Consider the following 19,185-nt stretch of genomic DNA (forward strand, 5'->3'; position numbering starts at 1 on the left):
TTTTTATGTGATATATTTATAATTATTTTACTTCAACAAAATTATTTTCCATATTCACATCTGCAATTCTCTGGCTGAAATCGATTCCCAGGACAGACAATTGGGATTTTGTGTAAGGAATAGTAAGGGTATATTCTTTCTGAGTCCATGGCCAGTAAGGCATTGTTTTAAACTCACCATAAATATCCTTTTCTTTCCATGTGTGGGTCATATTCATCGGAATCTGATAGGTAACAACTTTCTTATCGGTAGTCATCACACCAAAATCAATCGGCATCGGGACCTGACCATTATTAATCAGGGTAATGGTGGTAGATTTCGCATCATACTTTACATCCTTAATTCCGTAATCGATAGTTTTTGTCGTATTGATCCAGTAATTATGGAACCATTTCAAGTCCATCCCCGAAACTTTCTGTGCAATGTGAAGGAAGTCTCTGTCTGAAGGATGCTTCATACTCCACTGGTCATAATATTGCTTTAAGGTTTCGGCAAGATTCTGCTCTCCCATAATATATCCAAGCTGCACCAGATACAACTCTCCTTTGACATAGGATGCATAGGTATAAGATGTACCGTTATCATGATGGTCACCTAACCAAACGGCAGGTTCTTCAATTCCTTTTTTAACAAAATTTCTATAAGCATCTAATCTTTCAACAAAAGGATTCGGAAGATCTTCAGGGAATAACTGATACATGGTATAGCCTTCCGCATAGCTTGTAAAACCTTCATCCATCCAAGGGCGCACGGATTCATTCGTAGCAAGCATCTGCTGATACCATGAGTGAGCCCCCTCATGAGCCATTAATCCCATCAAATCTTTAACACTTTTAGCTTCTCCTAAAATCATGGTACACATCCCGTATTCCATTCCGCCGTCTCCTCCCTGGATAAATGCATAGGTAGGATATACATATTTTCCGAAGTGAGCATTCATGATCTGGAAATACTTCGTGATATAAGGCTGAGCTTCACCCCATGCTTTCGTTTTATCATTTTTCTGATACACCAGATATACTTTCGGGCCTTCCGGAACATTGAAGCTTTCTACAGAATAATCTCTGTCTGCACTCCATGCGAAATCAAGGATATTTTTTGCGGTCCATTTCCAGACCGCTTTTTTGTCTTTTTCTGTTTTTATTTTGGCATTGGCATCGTAGCCTTTTACTTCTGTTGGATTTTCCAGAATTCCTCCTGCTCCCACTACATAATCTTTATTGATTTTAATGGTAACATCAAAATCGGAGAACGGTGCATGGAATTCTCTTCCCAGATAATCGAAAGTGGCCCAGCCATCATAATCGTATTCAGCAATTTTTGGGTACCATTGCGTCATGGTCATGTCTACTCCTTCCCTGTTGTTTCTTCCGCTTCTTCTGATCTGCATAGGAATCACAGCATCCCAATCCATTGTAAAAGTAGTCGTAGAATTAGGCTTGATTGGTTCTGCCAGATACACTTTCATAATGGTTTCCTGAACTTCAAACTTCAGGTCTTTCCCATTTTGTTTAATCCAGTGAATGTTCTGAGCACCTTCCTGGTCTTTTGGAATGGAAGCCAGTCTTGAAATACCGTCTTTTTGAAGTCTCCCATCACCATTTTTTCCCTGTGAAGCTACTCTCTGATCCATCATGGAATTAGGTTTGAAAGCATTCCAGTATAAGTGGAAATAAACCACATTCAGCTCATCGGGTGAATTGTTGGTGTATTCTAAAGTTTGTTTTCCCTGATAGGTAAATTTTTCAGCATTGACATCAATATCCATCTTGTACTTCGCAGCCTGCTGATAATAAGCTCCTTGCTGAGCCTGAAATTGTGAAATGATAAACGCAAAAATGATTGCAGCCGATTTTCTCATTTAAAATTTTATTTTTTCTAAAGGTAGTTAATTTAAGTAAGAACCTCAAATAGGAGTTATTCTGAGGTTTTATTCTGTTTGTTATGGTTTTAGATAGGTTTTAATCTGTATTGTTAAATTCTTTTTTGGAAAATATAAATGGTTAGTTTGATCTGCTTTTCAACAGTTTTTTAATTAAAGTAATCTGTCCCAGATGATAATAGCTGTGTTCAATCATTCCATCGATATTTCTTCGGTAAGTTCCATATTTTTCATCAACGAAAACCTCATCCAGTTGGGAATCCGGCATTTGTTCCAGTAATGATGCAAATTTTTCAGAATCTGCCCATAGCTTATTTAAAAGATCTTCCCATTGTTTTTGAGATTCTATGGGAGGAAGATCAAAACTGAATTGGTCTTTGATTTCAAGACCCCCGCCTTCAAAAACATTAACGATTCCTGCAATATAATAATCAATGTGAAAAGTAAGCATCGCAATGGTATTCAAAGCATCTACTTTTGTTACCGCCTGTTCCCAGGTCACCTCTGAAAGCTGATCTTTAAAATTGGTATTGGCGATCCAGAGACCGTCAAGCAGTACTTCTCTGAATCTTTTTGATAATTGTAAGATTTGGCTCATAATTTTATTTATTAATTTCTAAAATATAACCAGTTTTTTCACCAATATATTGAGGATCCTCCCACAAATTACAAAACTCATCCTTATCATAAACCTTTAAGGTGTCTCCTGGATCTGCTACATAAACTTTTGAATTTTCTATCTTATAAACTACTACGAAGTGTTTAGATTTCCAATAAGCAATACATGGTAAATTTACATTTTTACTCAGATTTAGAAAATCAACCTTTAGTCCTATAGGTTTAAATCCCAGCGATTCCGAGGCATCAGATAATTCAAGCATAGTTGTTCCATTACTATTGACATGAGTCATTTCGCCCAAATACTTTTCTGAATATATTTTTCCATAATACTCAAAAATCATTTTTAAGCAAGCAGGGCCACAGTTATTTTCATTCGTTTGTTGGTAAAAAGGAAAATTTTGTTCTTCTTTTACATTACAACTTGATACAAAAAAAATCATGAGCATAAAAGATACGCTCATGAAATTATTTCTTAATTTATAAAGAAAAGTCATCTTAAAAATGTAATTATTTTTTAGCAGAAGCTTCTTTCTTACCGCTTCTTAAAATCTTCTCAAGGATTCTTAAAGTGATCAGATACGTTGGTTTTACTCCTGTAAGACCCAAACCTCCTGAAGATAATGTACTTCCCGTTTCCAGCGGATTATCCGATGCATAATAGGCATACATGACAAACAAATCCGGTGAAATATGGTGTCTGATCTTGGATGCCACCTGAATAGCTTTCTGGTAGTGTGCTCCTTCCATTTCAAGACCAATAGCTTTCCATGAAGTATTCATAAAATAGGAAAGAATATCTTTATTCTGTAGAGAGGTTCCCAGAACGGTAATCATTGGACCTTCAAAAGCTTTTAATTCATCATCGTTGAAATCTTCCAGCTTTAAGGCATTTTCAAAAGGATAATTATCTGCAGTTCCTTCAAAAATATGAGAAGTAGGGATCATAATATCCCCCTTCGCTCCGGTAAGAATACCTGCTTTACCCATGATGGAAACGGATTTTACATGCATCATGTATACTTCTCCTTTATGTTCAAAAGGTCTCAGCAATTCGTCCATTACTTCAAAAGCCTGCTCTCCGAAAGCATAGTCAAAAACCATTACCACGTCATCACCTGAGAACTTGATGTCTGCAAACGGGGTATTCTTCAGGTCTGTTTTGCTGAGGTCTATGATCTGAACATCAATATTACTTCCGCTCTTGTCTGCAATATGGATCATTCCTTCCTCCAAAGCATATTTTAAAACTTTATCACGAAGTTCTTTCTTGTTGGAGATCTCTTCGTACAGTTTATAATCCACCTCGTGGTGCTGCTTCTTTTTAAGGGCATTATTGGCATACAGCATATTTTTCACCGAGTGCATGTTGGCTGAAATAATATGTAACGGACGCATATGAAGATTATTTTCAAATAAAACCTCTTTCACTTTGTTCGCCCATTTTTCACCAAAATAATGGTGACCTACTCTTTCTTTTAATATAGAACTGAAATGAATCTCTCTTTCTCTGCTTCCTTTTGCATCATCAAGACTTACTTTTGCTAAGTTGTAAATGATTTTGAACAGACGGTCAGGATTATGATCGTCACCAAAAGTATTATAAGCTCTTAAAGTCTCATCAAAAGATCTTCCTATTAAAGAAGAAAGATGAATAAGTGCTACTTCTTTTTCTTTTCTGCTGTATTTCTTTTCACCTTTTACCACTTCCTCAATAATTTTGAAGGCACGTGTCGGCTTCCAGTTTTCATCCTGGATAAATGCCAGATTACGGACTTTGTCAGCTTCTATAAAAAGGAAGGTAAGGTGGGTAAGAATGTCATAAATTTCGGAACGGCCCAAAAGAACCTCAATATTCATCTGGTGTTCGTCTATTCTATAACAGTTTCTTCTTCTTTTCTTGGGAACAATAGGTTCGAAACTTCCTTTATCAAACCCTTCATCAGATGTAAGATGAATAAAAGCACATTCTTCAATTCCTTCCGGAAGTCTGTCCAGTACATACATCAAACCGTCCAATTCCAATTTGCTCGGAATATTCATGGTTCCATAAATTTCCGGATTGATGGTCTTTAACAAACTTCTGATACTTTCTCCTGAAACTCCGCCCGGCTTGAAAAATCCTCTATAAAATAAGTGTCTCATAGAGATGTATAGTCTTTCAATAGCCTCTGTTGTTTCTCTTGCTCTAGAATTTGTCATAAAATAAATTTCACACAAATATACAAAATCTTTGCCCACTTTATTTTAACTGTCTTTTAATAAGTCGTTTAAAAACATATTCTTCAAACTGATGAATATTTGTTTTAATACGTCGAGATTTGGCGTCTGCTAAGACTAAGTTTGTCATAATCATATTAAACATATACAAATGAGCTATCCAAAAAGATTAGGATTACAGACCCAATATCCATCGATGAGAATTTCAAGTCTTGCAGAACAGGAAATATTAACAGTAAAAGATAGGGAAGACGCAGATGTTCTCTTTCTCAATAAAACAGAACTTAATACGGTAAAAACTCTTTTTCAGATTCGTAATGCAAATTATTACAGAAAATATATTAAGCCCATTCAGTTATCTGATTATTCTACAGATATTTTCCCAAAAGAAAGAGTCTTTATTGTGGGAAAAATTTTTCCGGTAATTAATATTCTTTTCAACTACGTAGGGGTAAAAGATGTGGAGCAAAACATCAATCCACTTGTTATAGAAATTGTAGAAGGATCTTCTAGAGTAAAATACTTTGATTCTGCCATACATCATTCAAAATACATTAATATTGATGGGGGTAAAATTAAAATACTCCTTCCCAAAAATTATGTTGGTAATAATTTTCCTCAGTTGATGTATGATTTCCTCACCAACAAAAATTCTGTAGAAAAATATATTGGAGGAGAATTTCCCGATTATGAAACATACAAACTTGCTTTACGAAACAAAGCTATAAAAATAGAAGACTGGAAAGGACAGGATGGTTCATGGCTGACAAAAGACAGGGCAGAAAATAATGATACCTGGAGAAGAGCCTATTCTTATATTATTGAACACAAAATACCAGGAAGACTTGCCCCTTTCAAACAAATTTATGATTTTTACGAGGGCGTGGACTGGAATATTAAAAATCGATTCGGACATGATGTAAAATGGTGCAAAGGCGCTAAAGGATTGGTAAAAGCATTATCAAACTCACTGGAAGGAGGGAATAGTTTTCTAGCAAATGATGTTGAAACTATTTTAAATGAGTTAAATTTAGGGATCTGTGATTTTGCAATAACCAAATTTCATGAGCTTATGTATGGTCAATATGCTAAAACTCCTTTAAAAGGAGACGCCGCTTACCTCTGGGATAAAGAATTTATACAACATGAGCAAGGGGTTGTAGCTCCTCCCATTTATGGAAAAACAAGTTCATCAACTATATCCAGGTTTCAGAATATGGCAGACAAAGACCCTCAGGGTGGATGGCATGGAGCCGGAGCTCAGGCAATTAGTTGGTTCAACGACATTGTTCCGGCATTCGATGATTTTACACCTAATGCTAAAGTAACAGATTCACAGTTTAGAATAGACTTACCGTTATTAATGCTATATTTATACAAGCATAAACCAAAATGGTATGGGTTCAAGGGCAAACTAAATCCAGATGGAACAGTCAATAATGAAATTGTAAAAATTATTAAACCTTATGAAAAATAAATTAAACAGAATTTCTCTTTTTTGGAAAATATGGATTTGTCATATCTTTATATACTTTCCTATCAGAGCTTTACTTTTTTTGTTTCAGCTTGATGAAGCACCAAACCTTACCCAAATTATTAAATCAATTTTAATATCCCCTTTTGCAGGAATCTATGGATTATTTGATAAGTTCCCTTTGGTAATTCTCCTTCAAATGCTGACCATGTTCTTTGTAAACCAGGTGATTTCTTCTAAAAAAATATTACCATATCTCTTCATAACTTTTGGAACTCATGTTTTATTCTATGTATTTGATGTTTATGATATGGATTATTTTAGGCCTTTTCTCTATTCATTTTTTATTTTTCTGCCTATATTTTTATTTATTTTCAGAAAAAATCTCAAAAATTAAGTTAAATAATTGTAATTTTAATTTGATATATCCTGGAAGACAGCAAATACAATTGCTCTTTGCACCGTCCGGACAATTAGCTTCCATACTCCAAGTGCTTCTGAATACAAAACTACAAAACACCCCTGTAAAAAAACACCAAACAATTGTTTATATTATATAAAATCTCAAACAACCCCTAAAATTTTTAGGGTTAAAATATTTTCAATTCATTTTTTTTGTAAATTTGCGCTGTAAAAAATCAACCCAATTATGTCAACCTTAAGATTCAAAGCATTAGAAACCCTTCCATTTAAGGATTTCAGAAAAGACAACTCTGTTGAGATCCCTGCGAAATTATCAGAGCTATTCTGTAAAAATGTTTTCTCAGAAGAAACCATGAGAGAATATTTAACAAAAGAAGCATTCGGTTCTATCATGGATGCTATTAAAAAAGGAACTAAAATTCAGAGACATATTGCAGATCAGGTAGCTGTAGCGATGAAAGACTGGGCAATGAGCAAAGGTGTAACACACTATACGCACTGGTTTCAGCCTTTGACGGGTACTACTGCAGAAAAGCACGATTCTTTCTTCACTCCAATCGAAGGAGGCAGAGCCATTGAAAGATTCAGTGGAAACATGCTTATCCAGCAGGAGCCGGATGCATCGTCTTTCCCTAACGGAGGTATCAGAAATACTTTTGAAGCAAGAGGTTATACAGCTTGGGACCCTACGTCTCCGGCATTCATTATGGGAACTACATTATGTATTCCTTCCATCTTCATCTCTTATACAGGAGAAACATTAGATTACAAAGCACCTCTTTTGAGAGCTTTGAATGCTGTAGATGAAGCTGCGACTAACGTAATGCAGTATTTTGACAAAAACGTAACGAAGGTAACTCCTACTTTGGGTTGGGAGCAGGAATATTTCCTTGTTGATTCAGCATTATACCAATCTCGTCCGGACCTTGTATTAACAGGTAAGACCTTATTAGGACATTCTCCTGCAAAAGGACAGCAATTGGACGACCACTATTTCGGTTCTATTCCTACAAGAGTAATGAACTTCATGAAAGAGCTGGAAATCGAATGTATGAAATTGGGAATTCCTGCCACAACAAGACACAACGAGGTTGCCCCTAACCAGTTTGAGCTTGCACCAATGTTTGAAGAAGTGAACGTTGCTGTAGACCACAACTCTCTGTTGATGGACATCATGGCAAGAGTAGCACACAAACACCACTTCCATATTCTTTTCCACGAGAAACCATTCGCTGGAGTAAACGGAAGCGGAAAACACAACAACTGGTCTTTAGCAACAGATACTGGTGAAAACCTGTTAAGCCCTGGAAAAAACCCTAAGAAAAACTTACAGTTCTTAACATTCTTTGTTAACACCATTAAAGCGGTTCACGAATATGCAGATCTTCTAAGAGCAAGTATCGCTTCTGCAAGTAATGACCACAGGCTTGGTGCCAACGAAGCGCCGCCGGCAATTATTTCCGTATTCATCGGAAGCCAGCTGTTCAGTGTATTGGAAGAACTTGAAAAAGTAACCAACGGAAAATTATCTCCGGAAGAGAAAACAGAATTAAAATTAAATGTAGTTGGTAAGATTCCTGAAATTCTGCTGGATAACACAGACAGAAACAGAACTTCACCATTTGCATTTACAGGAAATAAATTTGAGATCAGAGCGGTAGGTTCTTCTGCAAACTGTGCAGAGTCTATGACCGTAATGAACACGATTGCAGCTAAACAGCTTAATGATTTCAAGAAAGAAGTGGATGCTTTAATTGAAACCGGTCTTAAGAAAGACGAAGCGATCTTTAATGTATTGAGAGAATACATCAAGCAGTGTAAAAACATTATGTTTGAAGGTGACGGATATTCTGATGACTGGGCGAAAGAAGCTAAGAAAAGAGGATTGAACAACCTTAAGACCACTCCTGAAGCTTTAAAACAGGAAATGGACAAGAAGTTCCTAGACCTTTATGAAGAGATGGGAATTTTCAACCACAGAGAAGTTGAAGCGAGAAACGAGATTAAATTAGAGAAATACTCTACTGTAATTGATATTGAAGCAAGAGTATTAAGTGATATCGCCAGAAACCACATCATTCCATCTGCATTAAATTATCAGAACAGATTAATTGAAAATGTAAAAGGTCTTAAAGATATCTTTGGTGATAAAGAATTTAAAACGCTGGCAAAAGAGCAAATGAGTTTAATTACAAGCATTTCTGAAAATGTTTCTAAAATCAAGCTTGGTGTTGAAGATCTTATCAAAGCCAGAGAGGCTGCAAAAACCATATCAGACAGCCAAAAACAGGCAGAAAACTATTGTAACAAAGTAAAACCATTATTTGATCCTATCAGAGAAGCTTCTGATGCTTTGGAAATGATGGTGGATGATGAGCTTTGGCCAATGACAAAATACAGAGAAATGTTGTTTACCAAATAACACCTGTAAAGTTCCATATTAGTTTAAATTCCCCGGTTTTCCGGGGAATTTTTTTGTTTTTTTAACAGCACTGAAAATTAAGACTTTGAATCACAAAACGTGATATATAGAAGAAAATCGAAGAAGTTTGTTAAAGAATCTTAATAAAAAAAACCGCACACTTACCAAAAAAAGGCTGTTGCGGTTTATTTTTCTTTAACATATGTAAATTATATGTTAAAATGTGTTAAAATAAGATCCTGACAATTATCATATCAGGGGTCTTTTGCTCGGAATCTCTACTTTTGTATTGCTTTTGAAAATAAATATTCCTTTTTAACACGGATAATCAAATATATATGAAGAAAAGAGTTTTGTTTTATTTAGTTGCTTTAGTCTCTACAGTTTCATTGCAATCGTGTGCTACAAATTATGTGGTTTCAAAACCAGCAACTTACACAAAAGAATACAAAACAGATGCCAAACTAGCTTCTATAGATAACAAAAAAATGGAGCAGGATAAGCAAAAACTTATCGACTCATTCCTTGCAGAAAAGGCGGCATCTATTGCTAGTGCTAAAAAAGCAGTTAAGAATTCTGAGATTGCAAAAGCAATCAAACATAATAAAACCATTGACGGTATCCTTGAAGAAGCTGAAACATACCTTGGAACTCCTTACAGATATGGAGGAACAACCAGAAACGGTATAGATTGTTCAGCTTTTGTTCTTTCTGTATTCGGAGCAGCAGCAGGTCTTAGTTTACCTAGAGTAGCTGCATCTCAGGCTCAGGAAGGTGAAAGAATTGAAAAAGGAGAGTTACAGAAGGGAGATTTGATTTTCTTTTCTCATGGAAGAAGAATTTCTCACGTTGGTATTGTAGAAAGTGTTTCTGAAGATGGTGAGATTAAATTCATCCACGCAGCAACATCAAAAGGAGTAATGATTTCTTCACTGAATGATTCTTATTGGGGACCTAAATTCAGATTCGCAAAAAGAGTGATCAACGAAGAAGGAGAAGCTTACAATAACTTAGCAGCAGCTACTCTTCCTACACCCGCAAATTTTTAATTTTATAAATAATTGATTTAAATAATGAAGCCATCAGAATCCTGATGGCTTTTTTATATACACTATTTCGGCTAAATTCCAGCTAAGAAAGGCTGAATATTCAAGAAGGAGAAAAACGGGCTAAAACCCACTCCTATTATTTTAATATTGATAAATTTATAAACAAACAGAACTTAACCAAAGACATCAGCTGTTCTTATCAATTTCAATATTCAGCTTATACAATAGACCATGGATCTCAGAAAGCGAAAATCTGGCCTTTTTAAGCCTGTTTAAAGCCGGATCTATCGAATAATTAACCGAAGTCCTGAAATCTGTTTTTTCCAGATTTGTACCGTCAAAAACGGCGCCCGACAAATCGCAGTTACTGAAGACTGCATTGGACAGATCACATTCACTGAAATCCACCTCAATTAATTTTGAATTTTTGAAAACAGTTTTTTTAACGGATGTCTGATAAAAAACGGAATTGTTTAATGAACTTCCATCAAATGTAAAGGATAATCCGAATGCATTGCAATCATTAAACTGAAGCCCGAACATTTTACATTCTTTAAAAACAACCTCATGAAAAGCTGTTTTGATCAGTTTTACCATACTGAGATTGCACCCGAGAAATTCACAGTCTGTAAAGCTGAAACCGGATAGATTTCCGTATTCAAAATTACAGTTTCTGAACGTACAGTTTTCGTACACGCCCTTTTCTATTTGAGAAAGGTCGGTATTTTCAAAATCCTGATCCAGGATGTAAGCTTCTTTCATCTTTTATGATTTATGATACGAGAATATACCCTGCAGTCTGCAGATTTATCAAATGGGTAAATAATAGTTTTTTCGAGTCTTTTTAACTCCAAAACATTTACACCAAACTGTTCTTATCAGAGTAATTAAGTTTAAAGAAAATAAAAGTCATCATAGAGAATGCCAGTAAAGAACTACCTCCATAACTGAAATAAGGAAGCGGAATCCCAACTGTCGGGAAAAGCCCCATAACCATTCCCAGGTTGATGGAAAAGTGCATCAACAGAATCGAGGCAAAGCAATATCCGAATACACGGTTAAAAGTAGATTTCTGCTGCTCTGCGAGATAATATATCCTTCCGATATAGACCATATAGCAAAAGATAAGAATTGCACTTCCTAAAAAGCCCCATTCTTCCCCAACTGTACAAAAAATATAATCGGTTTCCTGTTCCGGTACAAATTTCCCCTGGGTTACAGAGCCCTCACGATATCCTTTTCCCCAAAGCCCGCCGGATCCGATCGCTGTTTTAGAATATAAAAGATTGTATCCTGAAGTATCTCTGAATGCCTTTTCCCCTTTGTAAAGAACTTCAATTCTTTCTCTCTGGTGCTTGGGCAGTTTCTCTAAAATATAAGGAGATCCGAAAGCGAGTCCGCACAGTAAAAGAACAGAGCCTGCAATTCCTGAGATAGAAATTACATCCCATGACATTCTATGATAATTCATTGCAATCAGCACACCGGCAATCAGCAAAACTGCAACCGCAACATAAACAGGAGGAATAGCCAGCGAGATCAGGAAAACTCCGGCAAAAATAAATCCTATACCAAATAAAAGCCCACTCAGCCCTTCTCTATATAAAGCAATGAAAAATGCAATAAATACAAGCATGGAGCCCACATCCGGAATAGCAAGAACTACTGCTGCCGGAATACCAACAATGGCTAAAGTAGTCCATAAAGACTTTCTGTTTTTAAGATTAAAATCAGGTCCTGAAACATAATTAGCGAGCATTAAAGCGGTTCCTATTTTGGCGAACTCCACGGGCTGCATGGTAAAACTTCCGAACTTATACCAGTTCTTCTGGCCAAGGATTTCTTTACCAAACGGGAAAAGCCCTATCAGCAGCAGCACACCGCCAATATAAATAATCCCTGCCATATTCTCGAAGAATTTACTTCTGCTGACAAAGATGATAAGCCCAACAAATAATGAGATACAGAAAAAGATCAACTGTTTCTCACCCAGTTTCTGGTCCACACTGTAAATATTTGCAATCGCGAAAATGCAAAGCAGGAAATACAGCCCAAGGCCAAGTTTATCTATTCCTTCTGTCCATTTCATTGCTTCGCAGTTTTTTTAGCAGTGTTATTTTTTTTAGTCTCTTCGTTTATTTTCTTTTGCAGCTTAGCCTTTTGCTGTTTTACCTGCTCCAGGCTATCTTTTATTCTTTTCTGTCTGATTGAGTCAGGTTTAGGATCAATATATAAACCTTTACGTTTCAAATCAGCAATCCACTGCCTTTTGTATTCAGGCATGAAGCTCGAGGTAATCATTTTTTTGTAAAGATGCTCTCTTTTCAGATCACCTGTAATATATTTTTCAGCAATCACGGTACAGGCTGGTCCTGCCCAGGTCGCTCCAAATCCCGCATGTTCCATCACCGCTACTACAACAATTTTAGGCTTATCAGCAGGAGCAATCAATACAAAGATGGAATTATCCTTTCCTTGCGGTACCTGTGCAGTACCTGTTTTTGCTAGTTGGGTAAAATCATTGGATTTCAGCCCTCTTGCAGTTCCTCTTAAAACTACAGCTTCCATTCCTTTTAAAACAGGCTCAAAATGTTTTGGATCAACCAGAGTTTTGTGTTTCACTTTAAATCTTGGGTCTGGATTTGGCTTTCCATCAATTGCTTTTACGATATGAGGAGTATAATACCATCCTCTGTTAGCAATAGCCGCTACATAATTGGCCAGCTGAATAGGAGTTACCAAAACATCTCCCTGTCCCATTCCGTTATAAATGGCACCCGTAGACATTTCATCCCAGTTTTTAAAATCAGTTCTCTGGGAACCGCTTGCCTTCATGATCGCTTTAAATCTTCTCTCGTAAAAATCTCCTGAAGGTATTCTCCCCTTTGCCCCAACAGCAAAGTCATTATTCAAGAATTCTCCAACTCCGAAACTGCTCATGATTTTTTTCCACTCATCAACACCTTTTGAAGGGTTTCCCGGATATTTTTTGATAATGGCAATAAATGCATAGGTGAAAAAACAGTTACTCGAAACCTGGATGGATGGGATAAGCGGATCTGCTCCACCATGGCCTTTAATTCTTTTTCCTTTATAGAAGAATCCGCCGCCACAAGGAAAAATAGTTTTTTCATCCATTACCCCCATCTGCATGGCCGCTAAGGCAGTCAATAGTTTGAAAGTGGATCCCGGAGGATATCCAGCCTGTAACGCACGGTCAAAAGTAGGTTTATTTTCATAAAGCGTATCTTTTGAAAGGGCATATAGGTTTTTTGATTTATTAGGGCCTGTAAAAAGGTTCGGGTCAATGTCCGGTCCGGTTGCAGAAACCAAAACTTCTCCGTTATTAGGATCTAAAGCTACAATTGCACCATGCTTATTGACCAGCATTTCTTCAGCGGTCCTCTGAAGGTCGTAATCAATCGTTAATGTGATATCTTTACCCGTAATGACGTCTTTATCCAGGGCTCCGTTTTTATAAGAGCCTATGTTCCTGAGCCTGATATCTTTCTGGATATATTTCACACCTTTTACGCCACGAAGTTCTTTTTCGTAGGATTTTTCAACCCCTGTTTTTCCAATGAAATCTCCCGGTAAATAGTATAGTGAATCTTTTTTAATATCTCTTTCATTCACCTCACTTGTATACCCCAGAAGGTTCCCGGATGTGGAAACTTCGTACTGACGCTGAGGTCTGGATACAATGTTGAATGCTGGATACTTAAAAATAATTTCCTGAACTCTGGCAATATCTTCTCTGCTGAGGTCCTTAATGAAGGTCATCGGGGTCAGCTTTGAATAATATTTTTCTTTTTTGATCACATTGATTTTATTGATAAAATCCTGTTTTGTAATTTTCATTAAACTACAAAACGCCAGTGTATCAAAGTCAGGTTTCATCAAAGCCTGGGTAAACGAAATTTCATAAGCAGGCTGATTACCCACCATGATTTTACCATTTCTGTCAAAAATTACCCCACGCTGTGGAATAACATATTCTGTTTTAATGGAGGTGTTGGCCGCATTCAGCGCATAACGGTCTGTAAACAGCTGCAAATAGGCAAGTCTCGCCACAAAAATAAGGGCGATGACAACAAGAATGGAAAAAATTTTTAAATAACGTGTGTTCAAACTTTTTGTTTGATTTTAAATATTAATGCGTAGATGACTATAAAGATAAATGAAATTACACTTGTTACCAACACATTAAATAATATTTCAAAAAACCTGCTAAACTTAAAGAACTCGATATACTGTACTAAAAGCTGATGCAGGAAAATGCTTGAAAATAAAAACAGCAAAAACTGCGCCCATTGAAGGGACTGAAATGAGAAAAAGTCCGTAGACGTATCTGTGGAAGTCCTGAAGATCAACGTTCTGAAATAGGCAATTAACGTTGTTGCAAATGCATTGATTCCCCACGAATAAAGAAAACCGTCAATAGACAATCCTATTAAAAAGCTCAATGCCAGGAATTGAAATTTGTTTCTGAAAAACGGATAGAACATGACAAATACAGGATATAATACCGGAGTATATTTCCCGAAAAGCGTAATCCTGTTCAATACAAATATCTGTAATGCAACAAGAAAGATCATGATCAATATATCGGTAAATAAAGTCCTGCTAATCATTTTCCTTTTTTATTACAGCCTGCATAGTGTCCTGAATCTTCTGCACTTCTGCTTTCTTAAGATTCTTCACTACATACACTTTATTCAACGCTCCCATTTTTTCACTCAGCTCTACGGAAATATCCCAGAAGCCGGTTTTATTATCTACAGAGTATCCTGCAATGGTACCAATGGTAACTCCCTTAGGAAAAATAGCAGATTTACCATCTGTAACAACAGTATCACCTACTTTTAGTGCAACATATTTTGGAATATCCGCCAGGTGCATTACCCTTGAGTTATCTCCGTTCCATGTTAAAGTACCAAAATACCCTGAGTTTTTAAGTGCTGCATTAATTCTTATCTTGTTGACACTTAACACGGATTGAACCAATGCATAACTATCTGTAGAATTGATTACAATTCCCGCAATACCTCTCGGCGCCATTACTCCCATTTGAGGAAAGACTCCGTCTCTACGGCCACGGTTGATTGTAAAATAGTTATTTCTTCTGTTGATACTGTTGAAAACAATCTCTCCATCAACAAAGGTATAGATCTGCCCGCCACCAATGGTATCATGAACTCTTTTGAAAACAGGATTTTTTTCTCCGTCTTTTCCATAGAGCTCAGTCATAAGGGCTTTATTCTGAACCACAAGATCTTCATTGATCTGTTTTAGCTTCAGATAAGAAACTCCTTCATCAATATATCCGGAAACCCAGGAATTAAACGCAGCCGTTTGGCCCGCAATCCAGGATCTCTGCATGGCATTTCTTGAGAATATCAAAACCAGAGCAATAATTTGCAGGAATATAAAGAAGACGAAAAGAGTATTCTTCGAAAATAATCTCAGCAAAAATCCCATTCAGATATAAAGTCGTAAAAAGTTAAAATTATTTAATTAAGAAATTGAATTTATCCATATTCTTAAGGGCAATACCTGTTCCACGAACCACAGCTCTCAACGGATCTTCAGCTACAAACACAGGAAGACCTGTTTTTTTGTGAATTCTGTCCGCAAGACCTCTTAATAACGCTCCTCCTCCTGCAAGATAAATACCTGTTTTGTAAATATCTGCAGCCAATTCCGGTGGTGTAAGAGATAATGTTTCCATTACGGCATCTTCAATTCTGATGATTGATTTATCTAATGCACGTGCAATCTCTTTGTATCCAACCATAATTTCTTTAGGTTTACCCGTAATAAGGTCTCTACCCTGTACCGGGATATCTTCGATGTCTACATCAAGATCTTCTACTGCAGAACCTACTTCAATTTTGATTCTTTCAGCTGTTCTTTCCCCGATATAAAGGTTATGGTGAGTTCTTAAGTAATAGGCAATATCATTGGTAAATACGTCTCCGGCAATCTTCACAGATTTATCACATACAATACCTCCCAAAGCTACCACTGCAATTTCCGTAGTACCACCACCTATATCGATGATCATATTTCCTTCAGGCTTTTGTACATCAATCCCTACCCCAATTGCAGCAGCCATTGGTTCGTAGATTAATCTTACTTCTTTTGCGTTTACTTTCTGGGCAGAGTCTCTTACCGCTCTTTTTTCAACTTCAGTGATACCAGAAGGGATACAGATTACAATTCGTAATGCCGGTTGAATGAATTTACCTTTAATTCCAGGAATTTTCTTGATGAATTCCTTGATCATGTGTTCAGAAGCGTGGAAATCAGCAATAACTCCATCTTTCAAAGGACGGATGGTTTTGATATCCTCGTGAGTTTTACCTTGCATATGCTTAGCCTGTTCCCCTACAGCAATGGGTTTACCCGTAGAACGTTCAATTGCAACAATTGACGGTTGATCTATAACAATTTTATTATTATGGATAATAAGGGTATTAGCCGTTCCCAGGTCTATCGCAATTTCTTGCGTAAACATATCAAATAAACTCATATTTTTCTTCTGATTTTAAGATTACAAAGATATAAATTTAAGACTACTAAAGAAATTTCCCACCAACTTAATTTGGTTAAAATTTTATTAAAATTTATAATTCTTTATTAACTTTCAATTTAGACATTTACAGAGTTTGATTTCAACTAAAATTAATGGGATGTTAAAAGGGCTGAAAAGCGAATTAGCAAAAGGGTAAAAAGACTAAGAAAGCTCAACAAAAAAGGCATCAATAAAACTTAAAAAGTGTAACAGCTTTTTTACAACATGCCATTTTTGACTTTTTAGAGTTTCGCCTTTTGCGGCATTCCCTTTTATAGTTTTTTACGATAATTATCATATACACTATCTGAGAAAGGTTAATGAAAAAAATCGTAAATTTGCCACTGCTTATGTTACAGTATTCCAACATTCATCGAACGTCAAATTTTGCCGTGCTTTCAATAAGCTACGAGAAAGCCGACGTAGAAACGAGAGGAAAGTTTGCATTCTTTGATGAGAACATCAAAAACTTTGTTTCCAGAGTCCATCAGGAAGATCTGGGCGATGCATTTGTGGTTTCCACCTGTAACAGGACCGAAATCTATACCACTTCTCCCAATTATCTTTTAGTAGCTGAAGAGTATTGCAAAACCATTGGAGTACAACTTACCGATTTTCTTCAGTTCGCCAATATTCTGACCAAAGAGGAAGCTTTGATTCATCTTTTCAGAGTAGCGGCAGGCCTTGAAAGCCAGATTATCGGAGACTTTGAAATTATCGGGCAGATTAAAAAAGCATACAGCCGTTTCAAAAAAGAAAGACAAAATTCGAATCCTTATCTGGAAAGAGCCATTAATGCTGCGATTCAGATTTCGAAAAGAATAAAAAATGAAACCGGCATTTCGAATGGCGCAGCTTCTGTTTCTTATGCTGCCGTTCATTATATTTTAAACAACCAGAAAAGGATTACTGAAAAAAACATCCTTCTTTTGGGGGTAGGCGAAATAGGACAGAATACCGTTGAAAACCTGGTAAAGCATGTCTACCAGCCGAAAATTAAAATTGCCAACAGAACTCAGGAGAAAGCCGAAAAGATTTCCCAGAAATACAATATTCCTCATGTTGATTATTCTGATTTTGACCAGGAATTAAAAAATACAGATATTCTTATTGTAGCAACAGGAGCCAAGCATCCTATTGTCAACCGGTCTCATTTCCCTAATGGAAAAGAAACACTGATCATTGACCTTTCCATTCCCCATAACGTTGAAAAGAATGTTACTGAAAATAAAAACGTAACTCTGATTGATGTGGATGAGCTTTCAAAACAGATTCAGGAAACGATTCAACAGCGCGAAAGAGAAATCCCGAAAGCTGAAAAAATCATTAAGGAACTGATGAAAGACTTTATTGAATGGGAGAAAAAGAGAAAGCTTGCCCCTAATATTCATCATTTCAAAGCCGTTCTAAAGAACATGGAGCGTAATGAAATGCATAATTTCTACAAAAAAAATAAATACATAAACATCACGGACATGGAACTTTCTGATAAAATGATCCAGAAAATCACCAACCGTTTTGCAAAATATATCATCGATAATCCTTTAAAAGCCGAAGAAATTAGTAAATTAATGCACGAAATATTAGTTGAACAACCAAACAACGAATTCAATGAAAAGCATTAGAATCGGAACGAGAAATTCCGCACTTGCACTTTGGCAGGCTAGAGAGGTTGCGAGGCACCTTCAGAACAACAATTATTTAACGGAAATTGTTCCTATCGTTTCTTCTGGCGATAAGAACCTTAATCAGCCGCTTTATTCTTTAGGAATTACCGGGGTTTTCACAAGAGATCTTGATATTGCCCTATTGAATGATGAAATTGATATTGCCGTACATTCTTTAAAAGATGTTCCCACTCAATTGCCTCAAAATATTGAGATGATCGCTTATCTGGAAAGAGATTATCCACAGGATATTCTGATCAGAAAAGAATCTGCAAGGAATAAAGAATTCCATGAGCTTAAACTTGCCACCAGCAGTTTGAGAAGAAGAGCTTTCTGGCTGAGAAATTATCCTACCGCTGAGTTTTCGGATATCAGGGGAAATATTCAAACCAGACTTCAAAAACTGGAAGAAGGAGATTTCGATGCTACGATCTTATCTTTGGCAGGCATCAAAAGAATGAAAATGGAAATTGATTATGAAATGCTTCCATTAATGATTTCTGCGCCATCACAAGGCGTAATCTCTGTAGCCGGACATACCGATAAACCGGAGATCAATGAAATTGTGCGCCAGATCAATCATCAACAGACACAAATCTGTGTAGAGATTGAAAGAAACTTCCTGAGCACTTTAGAAGGAGGCTGTACTGCACCTATCGGGGCTTTTGCAGAAATTATCGGCGACCAGATCCGCTTCAAAGCAGCACTTTGCTCTCTGGACGGTAAAAACTGTATTGCTGTAGATGAAAACTTTGTCTATACTCCAAATGAGAATTTTGGAGAAAAGTTTGCAAAAGTTGTTCTTGAGAACGGAGGAAAAGAATTAATGGCAGAAATCAAAAGCCAGATCTGA

At 36.5% G+C, this 19,185-nt stretch carries 16 protein-coding genes; 6 read left to right on the forward strand and 10 right to left on the reverse strand.

Annotated elements, in window-relative coordinates; translation table 11 throughout:
* Positions 1 to 22: 22 nt before the first annotated feature.
* The 4 genes from FFS26_RS05050 to FFS26_RS05065 all read right to left on the reverse strand — a co-directional run bounded on the left by FFS26_RS05050 (position 23) and on the right by FFS26_RS05065 (position 4,702).
* Positions 23 to 1,861 (reverse strand): M1 family metallopeptidase, encoded by a 1,839-nt coding sequence (locus FFS26_RS05050; protein ID WP_137904451.1) that lies wholly within the window; start codon positions 1,859 to 1,861, stop codon positions 23 to 25.
* A 142-nt stretch (positions 1,862 to 2,003) separates the two neighbouring features.
* The gene (locus FFS26_RS05055) at positions 2,004 to 2,480 is read right to left on the reverse strand and encodes a DinB family protein (RefSeq protein WP_110009138.1); all 477 of its coding nucleotides are present in this window, start codon (positions 2,478 to 2,480) and stop codon (positions 2,004 to 2,006) included.
* 4 nt (positions 2,481 to 2,484) lie between these two features.
* Positions 2,485 to 2,964 carry a cysteine peptidase family C39 domain-containing protein gene (locus tag FFS26_RS05060; protein ID WP_171006245.1) on the reverse strand — a complete coding sequence of 160 codons (480 nt, stop codon included), beginning with the start codon at positions 2,962 to 2,964 and terminating at the stop codon, positions 2,485 to 2,487.
* Between the two features lie 46 nt (positions 2,965 to 3,010).
* Positions 3,011 to 4,702, reverse strand: a complete 1,692-nt coding sequence (locus tag FFS26_RS05065) for a DUF6909 family protein (RefSeq protein WP_110009136.1) — start codon at positions 4,700 to 4,702, stop codon at positions 3,011 to 3,013.
* A gap of 169 nt (positions 4,703 to 4,871) precedes the next feature.
* On the opposite strand from FFS26_RS05065, the gene FFS26_RS05070 reads away from it, so the two are divergent.
* The 4 genes from FFS26_RS05070 to FFS26_RS05085 all read left to right on the forward strand — a co-directional run bounded on the left by FFS26_RS05070 (position 4,872) and on the right by FFS26_RS05085 (position 10,088).
* Positions 4,872 to 6,197: a hypothetical protein gene (locus FFS26_RS05070; protein WP_137904452.1), complete on the forward strand. Its 1,326-nt coding sequence runs from the start codon at positions 4,872 to 4,874 to the stop codon at positions 6,195 to 6,197.
* Complete coding sequence (locus FFS26_RS05075; RefSeq protein WP_137904453.1) at positions 6,187 to 6,591, forward strand: hypothetical protein; 405 nt, start codon at positions 6,187 to 6,189, stop codon at positions 6,589 to 6,591. The genes FFS26_RS05070 and FFS26_RS05075 overlap by 11 nt, the downstream gene beginning before the upstream one ends.
* 252 nt (positions 6,592 to 6,843) lie before the next feature.
* Positions 6,844 to 9,039, forward strand: coding sequence for a glutamine synthetase III (locus tag FFS26_RS05080; RefSeq protein WP_137904454.1), 2,196 nt, complete (start codon positions 6,844 to 6,846; stop codon positions 9,037 to 9,039).
* Between the two features lie 338 nt (positions 9,040 to 9,377).
* Positions 9,378 to 10,088: a C40 family peptidase gene (locus FFS26_RS05085; RefSeq protein ID WP_137904455.1), complete on the forward strand. Its 711-nt coding sequence runs from the start codon at positions 9,378 to 9,380 to the stop codon at positions 10,086 to 10,088.
* 186 nt (positions 10,089 to 10,274) lie between these two features.
* Here the strand turns inward: FFS26_RS05085 and FFS26_RS05090 are convergent, their stop codons facing one another.
* The 6 genes from FFS26_RS05090 to FFS26_RS05115 form a co-directional block, all read right to left on the reverse strand.
* Complete coding sequence (locus tag FFS26_RS05090; RefSeq protein WP_137904456.1) at positions 10,275 to 10,850, reverse strand: pentapeptide repeat-containing protein; 576 nt, start codon at positions 10,848 to 10,850, stop codon at positions 10,275 to 10,277.
* Positions 10,851 to 10,947: 97 nt separating this feature from the next.
* Positions 10,948 to 12,177, reverse strand: a complete 1,230-nt coding sequence (rodA, locus tag FFS26_RS05095) for a rod shape-determining protein RodA (protein ID WP_137904457.1) — start codon at positions 12,175 to 12,177, stop codon at positions 10,948 to 10,950.
* The gene (locus FFS26_RS05100) at positions 12,174 to 14,219 is read right to left on the reverse strand and encodes a peptidoglycan D,D-transpeptidase FtsI family protein (protein ID WP_110009129.1); all 2,046 of its coding nucleotides are present in this window, start codon (positions 14,217 to 14,219) and stop codon (positions 12,174 to 12,176) included. Before FFS26_RS05100 ends, rodA begins: the two co-directional genes overlap by 4 nt.
* Entirely contained in the window at positions 14,216 to 14,722 is a 507-nt protein-coding gene (locus FFS26_RS05105) for a hypothetical protein (protein WP_002982456.1), read from the reverse strand. The genes FFS26_RS05100 and FFS26_RS05105 overlap by 4 nt, the downstream gene beginning before the upstream one ends.
* The gene (gene mreC / locus FFS26_RS05110; RefSeq protein WP_062673151.1) at positions 14,715 to 15,569 is read right to left on the reverse strand and encodes a rod shape-determining protein MreC; all 855 of its coding nucleotides are present in this window, start codon (positions 15,567 to 15,569) and stop codon (positions 14,715 to 14,717) included. The genes FFS26_RS05105 and mreC overlap by 8 nt, the downstream gene beginning before the upstream one ends.
* 28 nt (positions 15,570 to 15,597) lie before the next feature.
* Positions 15,598 to 16,623 (reverse strand): rod shape-determining protein, encoded by a 1,026-nt coding sequence (locus tag FFS26_RS05115; RefSeq protein WP_045491741.1) that lies wholly within the window; start codon positions 16,621 to 16,623, stop codon positions 15,598 to 15,600.
* A 392-nt stretch (positions 16,624 to 17,015) separates the two neighbouring features.
* On the opposite strand from FFS26_RS05115, the gene hemA reads away from it, so the two are divergent.
* Both hemA and hemC read left to right on the forward strand, forming a co-directional pair.
* On the forward strand, positions 17,016 to 18,290 hold the full coding sequence (hemA, locus tag FFS26_RS05120; RefSeq protein ID WP_110009152.1) for a glutamyl-tRNA reductase: 1,275 nt from the start codon (positions 17,016 to 17,018) through the stop codon (positions 18,288 to 18,290).
* On the forward strand, positions 18,277 to 19,185 hold the full coding sequence (gene hemC / locus FFS26_RS05125) for a hydroxymethylbilane synthase (RefSeq protein WP_110009127.1): 909 nt from the start codon (positions 18,277 to 18,279) through the stop codon (positions 19,183 to 19,185). The genes hemA and hemC overlap by 14 nt, the downstream gene beginning before the upstream one ends.

Source organism: Chryseobacterium sp. 2VB (assembly GCF_005503635.1).
GTDB classification, from domain to species: domain Bacteria; phylum Bacteroidota; class Bacteroidia; order Flavobacteriales; family Weeksellaceae; genus Chryseobacterium; species Chryseobacterium cupriresistens.